Origin of the sequence: Bartonella sp. CL71SXKL (assembly GCF_042194935.1) — a bacterium.
Lineage (GTDB): Bacteria > Pseudomonadota > Alphaproteobacteria > Rhizobiales > Rhizobiaceae > Bartonella.
Genome location: NZ_JBHINI010000004.1, coordinates 23,885 through 39,005, shown reverse-complemented (window position 1 = coordinate 39,005; position 15,121 = coordinate 23,885). Strand labels below are relative to the sequence as shown.

Below are 15,121 nucleotides of genomic sequence, written 5' to 3'. Positions count from 1 at the left end.
TTTACTCTTTATTGACCACGCAGTGTTTTGGCTAAAGCTTTGTATCGTGCTTTAAATTCTTCCATTTCACGTTGTTTTGCCGCTTTTTCTTCTGCTTGTTGAATCATCATGGCAGCTTGCATTTGGAGTATTTTTGTTTGGAGGTCTGCTTGTACCGCTGCTAATTGTGCTTGAATGCCTTGAATTTTACCCGCATCTTCAGTACTTCCAAGTTCGTCAAGGAGCTTGGTAATTTTTTTTTGTGTTTCACTGGCTTCTTCGTAGACGTCTTGGCCTTTTGCTGCTTGTCCTACCGTGTTCTGTTCGGCTTTTTTCACTTCTTGTGCGTAAAAAGCATCTACTGCCTCTTTTGATCCTGCGCCCCCTGCGGGCTCTTTGTATTTAAGCTCTTCTTGCCATTTTTGCGTGTTTTTGCTGCCACCGCCGCCGCCACCGCCACCACTGCCCATTGATTGTTGAAAGTGGTTAAAATCTGAAGGAAGGGCGCCACTGCTCCCTTGCTTGTTAAACATCTCTTTCAATCCCGAAATGTCAGGCTTGACATTTAAGGAGTTATATAACTGTTTCGCTTGATCGAGTTGGCTCTTTAATTGCTCAAGCTGTTGTGCACCTTGTTGAATTTGTTCTTGCAACTTGTTAAGCTGTTGTTGGCCTTGTTGAACTTGTTTAATCATTTGTCCAAAAGCCTTGGGATCAAATACAATACCGCCAAAACCAAATGAATTGGTTGTTAAACCCAAAGAAATTGCGCAAAGAGCTGTTGCCAATAAAAGTTTTTTCATTGCTTTGACCTTTCTTGAAAAATAGGAAGCCATTTTTCTGGAGATTGTCCAACTTCATCCATAATGGTCTCTAGGAGTTCAATATTCTTGGTGGTGCCACTTAAAATGGCTATTTCATCATCAAAGCCGCGTAAATTTAGTTCTGCTACAACTGAACTTTGTCCTTGTTTGATGAGAAAACGCCGTGACTCACGGCTTAATTCTGATTGTATCAGGTTAAATTCTCTGTCCGATAATTTAAAACCTTCTACATAATCCCCATGATTGCCCTTTTGATTGGGAAAATAAATCTGTGTGGGGCATTGCTCTATAATGGTGTGAGCAATGGTCGAATTGATCGCATCTTTGGGAGATTGCGTTGCAAACAACATCAAACCATTTTGTTTACGGATAGTTTTCAGCCTGTCTTGCGCAAAGGCTTTAAAGGAATCATCCTCTAAGGCTTTCCAGAACTCATCAATGACAATGATAATACGACGCCCATCAATCAGAGACAAAATCCTATGAAAAAGATACATCATCAAGGGTGGACGAATTTCATTATTATCTAAAAAATCCGTCATGTCATAACCAATAAATTTTGCATCAATGCCAATGTCGTCATCAGGATTGTCAAAAACCCACCCTAAGGCATTGCCTTTACACCATCTTTCTAAACGACCCGCTATCCCCTCCCTGTGCGTGGTGTCAAAAAACATTTGTAAGGCGGAGATCGTCCGTTGTTCTTTGGGTAATAAGGCAAGCTGCTCAACAGCTGCCGTAATGTCTTGTCTTTCTGATTCACTGATCTTTTGATCTTCAGACGAAACAAGCTTTATAATCCATTGGCGTAAAAAAACTCTATCTGCTGGATTGTTATAGTCTAAGCCTTTTAGCGGTGCTATGCCTGTCGGTCTACCATTCTTCAAGGGCATATAAGTGCCGCCACCCGCTCTGACAAAAAGTTCTGCGCCCCGATCTTTGTCAAAAAAGACCATATTGGGATCATGCTTTTGAAGTTGTGCTAAAAGAAAATTAACAATAACCGTTTTCCCAGAACCAGAGGGACCACAAACAAACGTATTGCCTAAATCACCAAAGTGAAAGTTAAAATAAAACGGTGAACCAGCAGAGGTTTTCATCAAGGCTACCGCTGGTCCCCATACATTGCCATCTATTTTCCCAACCGGAAAAGAATGAAATGGAGAAAGCGCTGCATAATTGCGGCTTGTTATTGCACCAGAGCGGGTGCGATAAGCATAATTGCCAGGCAATTGTGCCCACCAAGCCGCCGCTAACCCTAAGTCTTCCCGCGCAATCACAGCCCCACCATCTGTAAGACGAGAACGCGCTTTGGCAAGATTATCCGCTAACTCTTGCGGCGTATCAGCAAAAACTGCCAATGATAAATGATGCTCCCCTAAAACAAAACGATTGGATTCAAGATCATCAAGCGCATCATCCAGTTCCATAATTTGTGAACCTGCTCGATCTCCTGCATTGACCATTTGGTTTTGTTTGCGCCCCATAATTTGCTTGGCAGCATTTTTGCTCTTGAAAATAAAAGATTGGGTGAAAATAAACTCAAAGGGAAGGGTGAGCAAACCATCCGCCATGCCTACCCTAGTTTTTGCTGGATATTCTTTCCAACCAAACATGCCCGCAAACCGCTGTGCCGCCTCGGTGCGTATTTCTATGATCTCTTTTCCAAAAATGAGACGGTCTGAATAAACAGTCGAAGCTATCGTCCCCCATGTGAGAGGGATACGTTCACGACGACCTCCCACCAATTGGTGGATAAACTCACTTTGCTGCGAATAAATATTACCTTCATGTTCATAAAGGCTCAGTCTTTTTGCACCATAACGCTCTAAATTTTGAATAAGATCTGTGGTAATATCTTCAAGCTTGCGAATGGACTCTGCATCAACTTCTGTCTTTTCTTGCTTGGCTTTGCCTAAACGTTTGAAAAACTCCACTAATTTATCCGTTTGATCAACGTGTGGATTCCACAAAATCGAAAGATAAAGCTCATTGCGATAAAGCTCCTGTGAAATCATCCGGTCGCGATATTTATCATCTAATTGCTTGGCAAATGCCGATCTGAAAGTCCCATCCGGATAAATCGTTTCACGCTTTCTGATAATATGGCTATAAAGCGCTATCCGTTCATCCGCTATGTTTTTAAACAGATTATTGAGCTGTTCGTGAAGCACATTCAGATCAATAATATCCGCTGTCTCAAAGTTAATGCCTTCAAGTTTAATAACGCTCATGAGAGCGCGTGAATCCAGCGCAATGATGTGTTTATTGACATGGCGCACATAAGGAATGATCGCCTCTGGCTGCTTTTCACGTTTGCGCTCTGTTCTATTCATTATAATTCCTCATAATTACGAATTAATCGTAATGGAGAAATACTTCCCCCACCCCATAGACTCGAATTTCTGGCAAAAATAGATGTCTTTTGCCATGTCAGAAGAATACGAAATTTGTTATGGTCATGCTTTAGGATTTCCTTGAATATGAAATGCAGCATCACACCAAAGGTTAGAAAAAAAATATTGCCTGCCATAATGAACAATATCATCGTTCCTATCCCATTTAATCCCATAGCTTCCACCGTCACGCCTGCAATCATTGCAGGGCGCGTGCAAGCAAGAAATAACGTATCTTCTGTTAGCTTGTCGTGCTCTTTCATGGCTTTGAAAGGCTAAAGTTAAGCGAATTAAGACATAAACATTGATGCGATTTGCGATGCACCAAAAACAATGCCGATGCCAATACAAACAAAGAAAGCTTTACGCATTTCAACATAACCAGCAATCCATGCAAGCCCAACACCAGCAATCGCAATGGTTGCGATTGATTTTGCAATTGGTCCTTTTAAAGCATCAACTATTTTTTGAAGAGCAGTTTCAATTTTTCCGAAGCCGCCATCGGCAAATGCTGGTTCACTCAGTGCCATGAAGGCAATAAACAGCATCAATGCTGCTGTTAACCATTTCTTTTGGGTGTTGGATAGAATAGTTTTTTGTAAGGTATGTTCATTAATGAACGAATTATTCATGTTTTTCATGAAAATTCCCCCGCTTTATGTTTAAGTTGATCATGAAATTAATATTCAAAATATTAATCGGGAATCATATAAATGAAAAAAATAAATTTTTCTATCGATAAATTAATAATATTTAATCTTTTATTATTTAATGAACAATAAAATACAGCAATATTCAAAATGATACTTTTAAAATATCTTCGATCAGCGCCTAAATATATTATCTTAATTTGTATTATTATTTTAGGATACTTTTATTTAAGTCAACATAATGAACAACTTACTCAAACTTCTTTTTTAAAAGGATCAGAAAAGACAATTGGAAACCCCGTTCAAAATCCGAAGTCACAATTGATAGATTATGCAAACCAACAAGACGTAAACCAACAAAATGTGGTATTGCATCCAGAACCACTCGCATCACAATTTTATGAAGAAAATGTGCCGGTCTATTCCGGTGCTATACAGGTTACAAGTGGTGTGACCTTTAAAATGATTACGCTTGTAGATGATGGGTGGAGAAAAAAGATTATCCGTGATATCCGCTTATATGGTGTGGAAAGCTGTGAAATGAGGCAATTTGCCTCACGCAACGGAGTTAAGTGGCCTTGCGGTGCTTTTGTTACGGCTTGGCTTGTTTCAAAAACAATTGATAAAAAGGTTACTTGTCGGCAAGCACGTGTCGTTCAACAGGTTCATTATGCACAATGTTTTGTAGATGGGGTTGATCTGGCGCGGTTGGGGCTGGCAGAAGGGTTGATGGTGTTGACAAAAGATCAGCATCATTTTCCATCCCCAGCAGACTATAAAACTCTACAATCTGCTGCTCAAAAAGCACAAAATGGTTTATGGTCGAGCCAATTTCAACAACCAGAAGATTGGCGAAGAGATCATGGAAGCTATAATCCCATTGACCATAATTAATATTGACCATTATTGATAAAGCGTCTTTTCAAGCGCTATTTAAAAATCAAGACAATATTCTACTGCAAATCTTATCAGAAAAAAGTTAATTATAATCCACACAGTCCTTGGTGGACAACGCTCGTTATGGAAAATTGTTGTGTTTAAAGCTCGCTTACGCATATAGGTTGCTCACTACAGCGCTATGGGAGAGCGCGTTTCCTTCCCCTAAACAAAATAGTCATTGTAACAAACATGAGTGTTCAGAAAAATCTGAACACATGCAAACTACTGATGTGACCTATGGTCATGAAAAAAGGCTTATGAAAAAATAGAGAAAAGGTAAAACTGAAAACACCTTGCCTTCAAAAAACAACCAATTGCTTCAAATCAAACCAGAATTTTTAATGTAAGTTTTGCCTTATGTTGTTATGTTCATGAAATATGGGTTGCAATCTGAAAGAGAGTGTAGCGGTTCTATGGAATTTTTAGCAAAATGAAGGGGATTTTTTTTCAGGCTTTTGAAGAAGCTAAAGAGACTATGAGGAAAAAAATGTGCTTTCTTTTGCTATAAAAGAAAGCACACTGAGGGGGAATTTAGAGTGACAGTTTTACATATTTTACTTTGAAAAGCGGTCTTTTTTATCTTTTTTCCACAAAAAATAAGTTACAAGTCCGAGAATGGGAACACCCAATTTGGCAAAAGGGAGATGTTGACTGAGAGCTGCAAGGCTGGAAACGGTCGCATCTGTCATGAGTTTGTGGCGTTGTTCTTCTGTCTTTTTTTGTTGGTCATAGCGTTGATAAGTTTTGAGAACGCGACTGATAATAAGACCTAATCCTGCAAGAGAAAGACAAATTAAAAACATGATACTGGCGGCAGCAAGAGGCTTCATAACAGAACATAACGCAATAAAACCGATGGTACATAAAAAAAGCAAAGACATGAAGAATGAAATGCCAATAAACCCATAGAAAATTGCTTGAAGGCGTACTTGCTTGACTGTGCTTTTAAGCCCTCCACCGACAAGATGGTTTAAAAGAGGCGCGATAAACTTATGCATTGCTTAACGACGCAGTAATTGAGAAAGAATAAAACCAACCCCTGCGGCAAACAAAACGCTTTTGCCAGGATTTTTGCGAACGCATTGATTCATGGTTTGTTCAAGATCACTGATTTTGTCTTTTGCTTGAGACATCATGTCTTCACCACTTTCTTTCGCTGAGTGATATAGTTTTTCCGCTTTGTCTTTGGCGGCGTTGAATTTGTTTGCACCAAGATCTGTTAGGGTTGAGGTAATCCCTGAAATTTCAGTGCGTAACGTTTCTAATTGTCCTTGTAGGTCTTTTTGTTGGTCTTTTTCTACGGCTGATTTATCGTGCTGTGTTGTTTTATTATGGGCCATGGTATTTTTCCCTCTTGATTCATTATATTTGTATTGGTGTGTTCATAGTGATCATTTGCATTGGAGTGAAAATTTTCACTGCTTGAGTAACGCCAAAAGCTTTTTTTGGTTCCTTTCATTTTGTCGAATTTAAAACTGTTTTTGATAAAATAAATCTTTCCTATACGATATGCTTTGTCTGTAAAGGGTCGCATCTGTTGAGAATTGTCTTATGCTTTTGCAGCAATTTAGCACCATTCTTCAGTTTCTCGTGGCGCAGTTTTTTTGTAAAAGTTTTTTAAAAAGCCTGTTGAGGTTTATTTTTTAGGCTTGTGACAGGTAAAAAACATCGTTGTTGCGATTTTGCGGCAGAAATAATGTCATTTTTATGCTTTTGCAGAAGAAAAAGAAAATAATATTGCGGCTCTTTGCTCTCTATGTATTTGGGGGCAACACGCGCTCCCCATGATACTTTTGGTCAGTTTAAGATATTGCGATAGTTCTTTTTTTAAACGTAAGGTATATTTTTATTTTAGGATAGGGACTTCAGTGCACGGGTTTTTAGAGATGTGCGTATCCTTTTCTTCAAGAGTTTTATGATATTTTTGCTGCTTGTTTCATGTAAGAAAATATTTTGTTGGATTTAAAAGAGCTGCTGAAATGAGAGAAACTTTGCGATATGAGAGATTTATTTAACAGGAACGATGATAAATTATTCTTATAAATTAAAATATTATATGCGATACTTCTTGTAAGTTTATCATTTTGCCTAATTTATGCAATAAATTGATTGGGTAAGATAAACTTGTTGAATTGTTAGAGAAAAATTTCTTGAGTAATTTCTTTAGAATTAAGAGAGAGCTTGTGGAATAAAACTATACTTGATTTATCAAGTTTTCTTTCTTAAGAGGAATACACAAGTGACGTTAAAAGGGTAGTGGCATTGTGGAACAGTGATGCTATGCGGGGTGACGATCCAGCTCATAAATAAAGATAAGAGCACAAGAATGTGAGATAAAAATGGAATCTGAAACAGTCCCTTTAGATAAAACAGTCCCTTTAGATAATATGTCTGCTGTATTGACAGTGCATGATTTTTCTCCTCTTTCTATGTTTATGGCTGCTGATTGGGTGGTAAAAGCCGTTATCATTATTTTGTTACTTGCTTCTCTTATGTCTTGGACAATTGCTTTTGTGAAAATTGTTGAGATCACTTTGGTAAAACGAAGAGTACGTCATGAACTTCAATTGGTTCTAAATGCTCAGACTCTTACGCGTTTGGCAGCGAGCTTGAAAGAAAGCAAAGGGGCTGGTGTGTTTTTTCTCAAAGAAGTCCTTAAAGAGGTGTATCTTTCTGCACAACAGGTTCATTTTTCTGCTCCTGAAGGGATAAACGAAAGCTCTGGTGAAAAAACCAGTACAGAGGAAAGGGCACAAACGATTGAAGATATTCTCTTTTATGAGGAGAGCAATCAATATGAAGATGTTTCCCGCGATGTTCGCGATGCTAAGGCTCGTGATGTTCATGAAGGTTTAAAAGAAAGGGTTCATTCACTTTTGTCACGCTGCTTGCTGGCTGCTACACGCCGTGTTGCATGTGGAAGCGCTGTTCTTGCAACTATTGGCGCAATTGCTCCTTTTGTTGGTCTTTTTGCAACTGTTTGGGGAATTATGAATTCTTTTATTGGGATTGCTCAGTCTCAAACAACGCGACTTGATGTGGTGGCGCCTGGAATTGCTGAAGCCTTATTCGCAACGGCTGTTGGGCTTTTTGTGGCTATTCCCGCCGTTGTTATGTATAATAGCCTTATGCGTGCTTTGAGTGGTTATCGTAGTGATTTAGGTGATATCGCTGCTGCTCTTGAAAGGCTCTTGAGCCGTGAACTTGATAGACAAAGACAACAGAAAAGTCATAAAAAATGAAAGCAAGCCTTAATAATGATTGGGATATAGACGAGAGTGGGTTGCAAAGCGAAATCAATGTGACCCCTTTTATTGATGTTGTATTGGTGTTGCTTATTGTTTTTATGGTTGCAGCGCCTTTGGCAACATCTGCCATTTCCGTTCAGCTTCCTACTATAACTCAAGCACCTTCAGTGGTTCAGTCTGATGAACCTCTTTATGTTACGTTGCAAAAAGATCGTTCTCTTTACATTGGTGATCATCTTGTAGAACAAGCAGCTTTGAGAGAAGCTTTGTTGAGGGAAACGACGCAAAATTTAGAGACAAAAATTTTAATCAAAGCGGATAGCGAAATTGATTATGGTACTGTCATCGATTTATTAAATCAAATACGCATGGCTGGATATCATAAAATCGGTCTTGTAGGATTGCAAAACTCTACCAATCTTGTCTCAAGAGGTGAGATCAATAATAAAACAACAGGGGTAGCGAACGCTGCTGTCGATGGAGCGGGTGGTAACGTTGTGGGGCATGTGGATGCCGTAACAACGAGCACTACGGGAAACGCTAATATTCCAGCCGATGCCTCTGATCAGTGATAAAAAACAGCCTTTGTTGCAGGAAGCAAAGCATATTACTCAAAGTCGTAGAGTGAAATTGATGAGGGTTCCGTGGATTTATTAAACCAAATACGCATGGGTTTGATATTATGCAGGGGATTCATATATTGAATCGGTTTTTTAGGATTAAGCACTACTCATCTTGCCGCAAGAGGTGCGATCAAGAAAACAGCAGAGGCGATTGTTGTGTGTCTTAATACATCTTAAAGCCCTTTTTGCGGCGGTGTTCATAAATGGTATAACGGTAAAGCCCCCGTAAAATAATCAAAAAATCTATCGAACCTCACTCTCTTTATGCTTAATAAAAGAGTAAGCGAGCACCATTATCGTATTTATATTTTTTTCCCAAGACAGTGTTAATATACGTATTCATTGTAGGCATTTTTTCAGTTTTTATCTGTATGCTAACCACGTTTGGAATGTGAGAAACATGCTTTTGATTGATTTAATATCAATAGGCTTGCCATGAAACAATCTTACAGTATTGAGATCTCTCATTTAAGTTGAAAGACAATTCATTATTATTATAAATCAATATGATGTATAGATTGTCGACATTACAAGCAGTGTGTGAACGCTCAATGGTTAATGCCAATGTTTTTGTTATGGGGGAGGGGTATCTGGTGTTAATGAAGTTTTGTATAGCGCACGAGACGTAATTGAGAGATGATTGTTTAGAGGTGCGTTTAGTGAAAAAACTTTGAAAGCAAATGCGCACTCCCTCTGCACTTTAAAAGCGCAAAGAATTTCCAGTATGATGTATAGATTGTCGACATTACAAGTGGTGTGTGAACGCTCAATGGTTAATGCCAATGTTTTTGTTATGGGGGAGGGGTATCTGGTGTTAATGAAATTTTGTATAGCGTGAGAGACGTAATTGAGAGATGATTGTTTAGAGGGGCGTTTAGTGAAAAAACTTTGAAAGCAAATGCGCATTCCTTCTGCACTTTAAAAGCGCAAAGAATTTCCAGTGAAAGAGTGGTTGGAATAAGTATGTGTGTTATTTTGAGAGGAGCGATTTTTCAGAGCTTCTTAAGTGTGTCCTGTTGAACCAAAACCTCCTGTTCCACGGCTCTCGTTATGGCTTTGGGTATTTTACTCTGGTTCAATGGCGCAAACATTAACTTGCGGTACAGGCGCGATGACTGTTTGGGCAATGCGCATGCCCCGTTGGATTGAAAAGTCTTCTTGTCCTAAATTGATAAGAAGGAGTTTGACTTCACTTCCGGATAGTCACACTCAATCGTTCTTAGAGTGTTGAGGCATGTGATGCCCGTGTTTTAAGGCTAAGCCAGAGCGTGGACGGATGCGTGCTTCAAACCCAAGAGATAAATGAAAAATGAGACCTGTTGGAATAAGTGTCCGCTGCCCAGGGGCAAGAACAAGCGTTTCTTCTTTACCAATTTGCTGCTTGTAAATCCAAGACCCGCAGAACCAGCCGTTGCGTAGTGAGGAAGCTTTCTTGTCCCAAGTGCAAGATGCTGAACGGATAAAGTCTGGGCATGTGAAGATTGAGAAGAGACAGGAGAAGAGTAAGGATGCCCGTTTAGAGGGGCGTTTAGTGAAAAAACTTTGAAAGCAAATGCGCATTCCTTCTGCACTTTAAAAGCCCAAGGGGTTTTAAGTGAAAGAGTGATTAGAATAAGTGTGTGTTATATTTTAAGGATAGCGATTTTTCAGAGCTTCTTAAGTGTGTCCCGTTGAACCAAAACCTCCTGTTCCACGGCTCTCGTTATGGCTTTGGGTATTTTGCTCTGGTTCAATGGCGCAAACATTAACTTGAGATACGGGGGCGATGACTGTTTGGGCAATGCGCATGCCCCGTTGGATTGAAAAGTCTTCTTGTCCTAAATTGATAAGAAGGACTTTGACTTCACCACGGTAGTCACTATCAATCGTTCCTGGAGTGTTGAGGCATGTGATGCCGTGTTTTAAGGCTAAGCCAGAGCGTGGACGTATTTGTGCTTCAAGCCCACGTGATAAATGAAAAATGAGACCTGTTGGAATAAGTGCCCGCTGCCCAGGGGCAAGAACAAGCGTTTCTTCTTCTCCAATTGCTGCCCGTAGATCAAGACCCGCAGAACCTGCTGTCGCGTAGCAAGGAAGTTCTAAACCTTGTCCGTGTGCAAGACGCTGAACAAATAAAGTCTGGGCACGTGAAGATTGAGAAGAGACAGGATGGTTGTTTAGAGAGGCGTTGGTTTCAGTGTGCGACATGATCAAGGCATTTCCAAAATATGAGGTCTAGAAGAAAATGATACTTTAACAAAAGATATCTATAAAACCAAGTCGATAAAGGTGTGTGGATATAGGTTGTCCCCAGAGCTTGCTTATCATCTCTTACTGACTTAAAATATTCCACAACACCACCTAACATTATCAATGGCATTTTTCAATAATGGCATCATCAAGGATGGCTTATGCCTAGGGGCATGCGCTTATTTGAGATCTAAATTATGGTTACAGATAAGATTTTTTAGATACTACCGATAAGAATACCCGTGGCAAAAACCAGAGCTCCCCCAATGATGACCTGTAAAGAGGCGCGCCAAAAGGGAGTGGACATGAATTTGTTCTGAATCCAGACGATGGCGCCTAGTTCGAAAAAAACAATGATAAAAGCAATAATTGTCGCTACATAAAAAGAGTTGATCAAATAGGGAAGAGTATGACCTAGTCCTCCTAATGTTGTCATAATGCCGCTGGCAAGACCTCTTTTTAATGGCGAACCACGCCCTGATAATTTGCCGTCATCATGGGCTGCTTCTGTAAAACCCATTGAAAGTCCCGCACCAATTGAAGCTGAGAGCCCTATCAAAAAAGTTTGATGCGTGTCTCCCGTGGCAAAAGCTGCGGCAAAAATGGGAGCAAGGGTGGAGACAGAGCCATCCATTAACCCTGCAAGACCTGGTTGAATCCAAGTCAAAAGTGTTTGTCTTTGCGTTTTTGAAGGTTTTTTTATGGTGTGATTTGCCGCTGTTGTTTTTTGGGAGGGATGGCGGCTCTTTTCTTTCACAAGAGAAGTTTTGTCACATAATGAACCGATAGTGTTTGCACGATTATGACAAGAAAGGCACAAAAGTTGCTTATAATTTTTAAGCTCTTGAAGCCCCATAGCGGTAAAAACGGCGGCTTCCTTAGAGGAATAAGGTTCTAGAGCTTTTGCATATTTTAAATAGAGCGCCGCATGTTGCTCTTTTATTTTGAGCGCTTTAAGTATCACGTTTTGTGCTGAACGAAAGGACAGAGCTTTACGTTGTACAAATGAAAAAAACGATCTCAACATTTTCTGTTCCTCTGCACTTTAGAATAATTCTAAAACATAAGAAAAATAAACCGAAAGTCAATCTAAAAGTTAAAAACTGACAAATTACAAAAAGGTTGCACTGAGAAAAAAGGTGCTGGGATGTTGAGAAAGTACAAGGAGATTCATTAAATGGAGACGACAGGGGCGCATGAAAGAAATGATTACGTGAAAAAATTTAAGAGACAATGTGCTTTATTTTGCTACAGGGGCGTTTGAATGGAGCATTCTAATGTATTGATGCTCGAGAATATAGGAAAGGAATAAGCTAGCATCATCATTCATTTGATGCGTTCAAAAGACTGTAACAGCTCTTAGAATTTGAAATGATTCTTTTAAAGAGACCTTTTTCAAGGGATAAAAGCCCATTTCGCGAGGGGCCCCCGTGAAGAGTATAGAAGGGTAGAGCCGCAAAATTTCCATGAAATAATATAAACTCCATTGAGTCTTCTTAATCTTTACGCTTCATAAAAGAGCAAGCTGGCATCATCATACACCTTAGCTCCCAGTGTTGCGACAGTCTTTAGCACGGTTCATTATAGGCATGGCATTTTATTGTACAGTTTTACGCCACTCATTCTGCTTGTGGAGGTGTAAGACAGTATTCTTATGATATTTACGCGCATTTTAGCGTTGTTACAGCTTTTGCATTTAGGTGGATTTGTTAGCGTGTAACGAATTATCTTTTGTGCTGTAATTGCAGGGGCAGGTTTAAGGGTGGGAGTGCATAAATGAGAGAGATATTATCATATCAAATTGTTTGATCACGCATAAAAATTTACACTTTATGAAGGGGCATTTATTGCCTTGTAACTTGCCTGATATCTTGCATGAAAGCCCAAAATTCAGTAGGATTCCTCTCACTTCAAAACTTCTTATCTTAAATCAATTCAAATCATTTTCTTGTGTATCACAAGGAGGGGTGTGATTGTGGGATTATTAAAAAGTGTGATAAGTTGCAATGTGAGGGGAGTATAATCTCTGTGTCAGTGAAGGAGATTGCTCTTAGCATTTTAAAAAATATGTTAAGTTTCGTAGAAAAAGCGGGGAATATATGGAAATTGATGAAAGTTTAGAATGGCTTTTACGTTCTCAAAAACTAACGTTATTGCAGGCAGCGTTATTGATAGCGGGCTTGAATCCACTCATATGTAAATTTCCCGGCGAATATAGCCCTGAAGACAGTGATATTTACGAAAGAGAGGAGCGAGTACCGTTTGATAAAATTGCTTTGTTCCGAGCTGTTTATAGTGACATAGTAAGAGAAGCAAAAGAGGGAAAATTAAGGGTAGAATGGTACTATCTTAGTGGTTTTCGGGTGGGGCATTTGAACGGTCCTATTGCTGAATATTCTTCTGTTTCCCTAGATGATTTAAAAGAATGGCTTTTATTGCGTGGTAAGAGACCTAAAGTTTTTTTCCCTGAGGATGATTCTCGTGACGTTAAGGATCAAAAATATGCGTTTCAAGATCCAACGCATCCACGTTATGCTCCAAAGCTTGCTGCTATTGTTGCGGCATGGGAAGCGGTGAGTGAGGCTGAGGGTGGTAAAACTGTTAAAAGAACGCTTATAAAGTGGCTTAGTGACAATGCCGTTCAGTATAAGTTGGTGGATGATAATAATTTACCAAGAGAGAAGCTCATTGAGGAATTAGCGGCTGTTGCGAATTGGGAACCTACCGGAGGGGCGCCTAAGACATCTGCCAATTAATTTTATCAAAAGAAAAAAATAAAAAGATCACTAAAATTGTGCTGCTTTTTTTGATAATTTTGAAGGTAATCTCTTTTTCTGGGGGGGATTTTTACTTTTCTTCCCTAGATTATAAGTAATTGTTTTTCAATAAAAATATTTTTTATAGTGTTCCTCTGACTGTTCAGGCGGGGGAAAATAGACATTTTGGGGCAGTAAAATTTACCCTGTAGTTTTCGTAACTTACCTCTCTATTTTTGTTTGATTTTTTTGGGCATTTTTAAAATCCAGATCAACTGAAATGGATTTAAATATGAGAAAAATATTTTCTTTTTTTGCGGTGCGTGGAAGTGCAAAAAATCCTCAAGTAAATGCACCGATAAATACACCGATATTGGAGCAGCCTGTTGCGGATGAGGTGGTGCGTAAATCGTTTAGAGTAGGTGTATTATCGCGTTGGTTAAAGTTTGAACTTATCGTTGTTATGGAAAAGGTCAAAGCTGAGCGCCATACGCTTTCTCCATAAAGAAATCTTGTCATCTATGAGCGAGTGAGGATTTCTCTTGAAAAATTTGCACAATAGCAAAACTCGTTAGCAAAACCCGTTCTGTGGCGTAACAAAAATGATGTCATAAATGATTATCTCATCATAAATATGCTTTAAGAATAACCCGTGCGTGGCGAAAGTCTATGGCGTAGTCGCTATAGATTTTTGCTCCGTGTGTGATGATCAATACTCTTGTTTATCTCTTGTCAATGCAAGTGCCCATGAAAGTGATGGATGTCTATTGTTCCATTGTGATGCTTGGTGGTTCATGTTTAGAAACGACAAGTGTATTGAACGCGATAGGGCTGATAGAAAGGAAAACGTATCCTGTAAAAATAGGTATGTCTTTAAAATAAAGCTGATAAACGAAATTATTTTTTTATCTACCTTTTATATGGTGAGAAAAAAGGCATTCAAAGTGCAAGCATAAGCAATTCAGCAGTAAATCCCAAAATAGCATAGATCGTTTCTAGGAGAACAGGGAAGAAAATCTATCTGCAAAAGCTATGTTAGATCATGTGACCGGTGAAATAATGTGGTTAGGGCAATAAACAATTGTTTTTGGTGAAGAGATAGAAATCGGTTGGGTGTTGATTTCTGGTTTATTAGAGAATTTTCTTTGTTATCTCGTAAAATACAATCGTTTGAGGTGTGGTCATATAAAGCGAAGCTTTTTTTCAATCTTGGAAAGATATTCCCATTGCGGAAAATCATATAAAGTTTAAGCAACGGCAGCACGATTTTTTGTGCAATGAAATGATAAGTATGTACAATATCTCGGTAATCTCCATGGGAAACTTTACCGGATCCAAGGTGTGGATATTGTCTTCTGCTTACCCCAAATCGCAGATATTTCAAAACCACAACGGTGGAGAATGAATGTTGGATATGTTCTAGGGAAGGTTGCAAAAAATGGCAGTTTTCAAAAAAATACCAAAAATGACGAAAGGA

Annotated in this window: 14 protein-coding genes and 1 pseudogene; 6 read left to right on the top strand and 9 right to left on the bottom strand. The window is 39.2% G+C overall.

Translation table 11 applies throughout. From position 1 onward, the window contains the following. Window positions 1-8: 8 nt before the first annotated feature. The 4 genes from ACFILA_RS03150 to ACFILA_RS03135 are packed head-to-tail and all read right to left on the bottom strand — an operon-like array spanning window position 9 to window position 3,840. On the bottom strand, window positions 9-782 hold the full coding sequence (locus ACFILA_RS03150; protein ID WP_375660639.1) for a type IV secretion system protein: 774 nt from the start codon (window positions 780-782) through the stop codon (window positions 9-11). Continuing rightward, complete coding sequence (locus ACFILA_RS03145) at window positions 779-3,139, bottom strand: VirB4 family type IV secretion/conjugal transfer ATPase (protein WP_375660638.1); 2,361 nt, start codon at window positions 3,137-3,139, stop codon at window positions 779-781. Before ACFILA_RS03145 ends, ACFILA_RS03150 begins: the two co-directional genes overlap by 4 nt. Next, window positions 3,139-3,462 carry a type IV secretion system protein VirB3 gene (locus ACFILA_RS03140; RefSeq protein WP_375628050.1) on the bottom strand — a complete coding sequence of 108 codons (324 nt, stop codon included), beginning with the start codon at window positions 3,460-3,462 and terminating at the stop codon, window positions 3,139-3,141. Before ACFILA_RS03140 ends, ACFILA_RS03145 begins: the two co-directional genes overlap by 1 nt. A gap of 27 nt (window positions 3,463-3,489) precedes the next feature. Beyond that, window positions 3,490-3,840 (bottom strand): TrbC/VirB2 family protein, encoded by a 351-nt coding sequence (locus tag ACFILA_RS03135; protein WP_375660637.1) that lies wholly within the window; start codon window positions 3,838-3,840, stop codon window positions 3,490-3,492. 159 nt (window positions 3,841-3,999) lie between these two features. Here ACFILA_RS03135 and ACFILA_RS03130 point away from each other — a divergent pair, with 159 nt between their 5' ends. Continuing rightward, the gene (locus tag ACFILA_RS03130) at window positions 4,000-4,743 is read left to right on the top strand and encodes a nuclease (protein WP_375643286.1); all 744 of its coding nucleotides are present in this window, start codon (window positions 4,000-4,002) and stop codon (window positions 4,741-4,743) included. A 599-nt stretch (window positions 4,744-5,342) separates the two neighbouring features. Here ACFILA_RS03130 and ACFILA_RS03125 read toward each other — a convergent pair. Next, window positions 5,343-5,786: a hypothetical protein gene (locus ACFILA_RS03125; protein WP_375660636.1), complete on the bottom strand. Its 444-nt coding sequence runs from the start codon at window positions 5,784-5,786 to the stop codon at window positions 5,343-5,345. A 3-nt stretch (window positions 5,787-5,789) separates the two neighbouring features. After that, window positions 5,790-6,128 carry a YqjD family protein gene (locus ACFILA_RS03120; RefSeq protein ID WP_375613241.1) on the bottom strand — a complete coding sequence of 113 codons (339 nt, stop codon included), beginning with the start codon at window positions 6,126-6,128 and terminating at the stop codon, window positions 5,790-5,792. Window positions 6,129-7,127: 999 nt separating this feature from the next. Between ACFILA_RS03120 and ACFILA_RS03115 the strand changes: the two genes are divergently transcribed. From ACFILA_RS03115 to ACFILA_RS03105, 3 genes are all read left to right on the top strand, one after another. Continuing rightward, window positions 7,128-8,030, top strand: a complete 903-nt coding sequence (locus ACFILA_RS03115) for a MotA/TolQ/ExbB proton channel family protein (protein WP_375630956.1) — start codon at window positions 7,128-7,130, stop codon at window positions 8,028-8,030. Continuing rightward, entirely contained in the window at window positions 8,027-8,608 is a 582-nt protein-coding gene (locus tag ACFILA_RS03110; RefSeq protein WP_375660635.1) for a biopolymer transporter ExbD, read from the top strand. Before ACFILA_RS03115 ends, ACFILA_RS03110 begins: the two co-directional genes overlap by 4 nt. A 557-nt stretch (window positions 8,609-9,165) precedes the next feature. After that, a complete protein-coding gene (locus tag ACFILA_RS03105) occupies window positions 9,166-9,288 on the top strand; it encodes a hypothetical protein (protein ID WP_375654362.1) in 123 nt (40 codons plus the stop codon). Between the two features lie 436 nt (window positions 9,289-9,724). Here the strand turns inward: ACFILA_RS03105 and ACFILA_RS03100 are convergent. The 3 genes and pseudogenes from ACFILA_RS03100 to ACFILA_RS03090 all read right to left on the bottom strand — a co-directional run bounded on the left by ACFILA_RS03100 (window position 9,725) and on the right by ACFILA_RS03090 (window position 11,915). Further along, window positions 9,725-10,219: pseudogene (locus ACFILA_RS03100) on the bottom strand (hypothetical protein). A gap of 96 nt (window positions 10,220-10,315) precedes the next feature. Continuing rightward, window positions 10,316-10,846 (bottom strand): dUTP diphosphatase, encoded by a 531-nt coding sequence (gene dut, locus ACFILA_RS03095; protein ID WP_375660634.1) that lies wholly within the window; start codon window positions 10,844-10,846, stop codon window positions 10,316-10,318. Window positions 10,847-11,105: 259 nt separating this feature from the next. Continuing rightward, window positions 11,106-11,915, bottom strand: a complete 810-nt coding sequence (locus tag ACFILA_RS03090) for a VIT1/CCC1 transporter family protein (protein WP_375660633.1) — start codon at window positions 11,913-11,915, stop codon at window positions 11,106-11,108. A 1,072-nt stretch (window positions 11,916-12,987) separates the two neighbouring features. Here ACFILA_RS03090 and ACFILA_RS03085 point away from each other — a divergent pair. Then, the gene (locus ACFILA_RS03085) at window positions 12,988-13,644 is read left to right on the top strand and encodes a hypothetical protein (RefSeq protein ID WP_375660632.1); all 657 of its coding nucleotides are present in this window, start codon (window positions 12,988-12,990) and stop codon (window positions 13,642-13,644) included. A 292-nt stretch (window positions 13,645-13,936) separates the two neighbouring features. Continuing rightward, entirely contained in the window at window positions 13,937-14,149 is a 213-nt protein-coding gene (locus ACFILA_RS03080; RefSeq protein WP_375660631.1) for a hypothetical protein, read from the top strand. Window positions 14,150-15,121: the final 972 nt, after the last annotated feature.

Bases quoted from the DNA above. Each gene is read 5' to 3' on its own strand.
- ACFILA_RS03080 (WP_375660631.1), top strand. From the start codon at position 13,937: ATGAGAAAAATATTTTCTTTTTTTGCGGTGCGTGGAAGTGCAAAAAAT.
- dut (WP_375660634.1), bottom strand. From the start codon at position 10,846: ATGTCGCACACTGAAACCAACGCCTCTCTAAACAACCATCCTGTCTCT.
- ACFILA_RS03125 (WP_375660636.1), bottom strand. From the start codon at position 5,786: ATGCATAAGTTTATCGCGCCTCTTTTAAACCATCTTGTCGGTGGAGGG.
- ACFILA_RS03140 (WP_375628050.1), bottom strand. From the start codon at position 3,462: ATGAAAGAGCACGACAAGCTAACAGAAGATACGTTATTTCTTGCTTGC.
- ACFILA_RS03145 (WP_375660638.1), bottom strand. From the start codon at position 3,139: ATGAATAGAACAGAGCGCAAACGTGAAAAGCAGCCAGAGGCGATCATT.
- ACFILA_RS03090 (WP_375660633.1), bottom strand. From the start codon at position 11,915: ATGTTGAGATCGTTTTTTTCATTTGTACAACGTAAAGCTCTGTCCTTT.
- ACFILA_RS03115 (WP_375630956.1), top strand. From the start codon at position 7,128: ATGGAATCTGAAACAGTCCCTTTAGATAAAACAGTCCCTTTAGATAAT.
- ACFILA_RS03150 (WP_375660639.1), bottom strand. From the start codon at position 782: ATGAAAAAACTTTTATTGGCAACAGCTCTTTGCGCAATTTCTTTGGGT.
- ACFILA_RS03085 (WP_375660632.1), top strand. From the start codon at position 12,988: ATGGAAATTGATGAAAGTTTAGAATGGCTTTTACGTTCTCAAAAACTA.
- ACFILA_RS03135 (WP_375660637.1), bottom strand. From the start codon at position 3,840: ATGAAAAACATGAATAATTCGTTCATTAATGAACATACCTTACAAAAA.
- ACFILA_RS03105 (WP_375654362.1), top strand. From the start codon at position 9,166: ATGATGTATAGATTGTCGACATTACAAGCAGTGTGTGAACGCTCAATG.
- ACFILA_RS03130 (WP_375643286.1), top strand. From the start codon at position 4,000: ATGATACTTTTAAAATATCTTCGATCAGCGCCTAAATATATTATCTTA.
- ACFILA_RS03120 (WP_375613241.1), bottom strand. From the start codon at position 6,128: ATGGCCCATAATAAAACAACACAGCACGATAAATCAGCCGTAGAAAAA.
- ACFILA_RS03110 (WP_375660635.1), top strand. From the start codon at position 8,027: ATGAAAGCAAGCCTTAATAATGATTGGGATATAGACGAGAGTGGGTTG.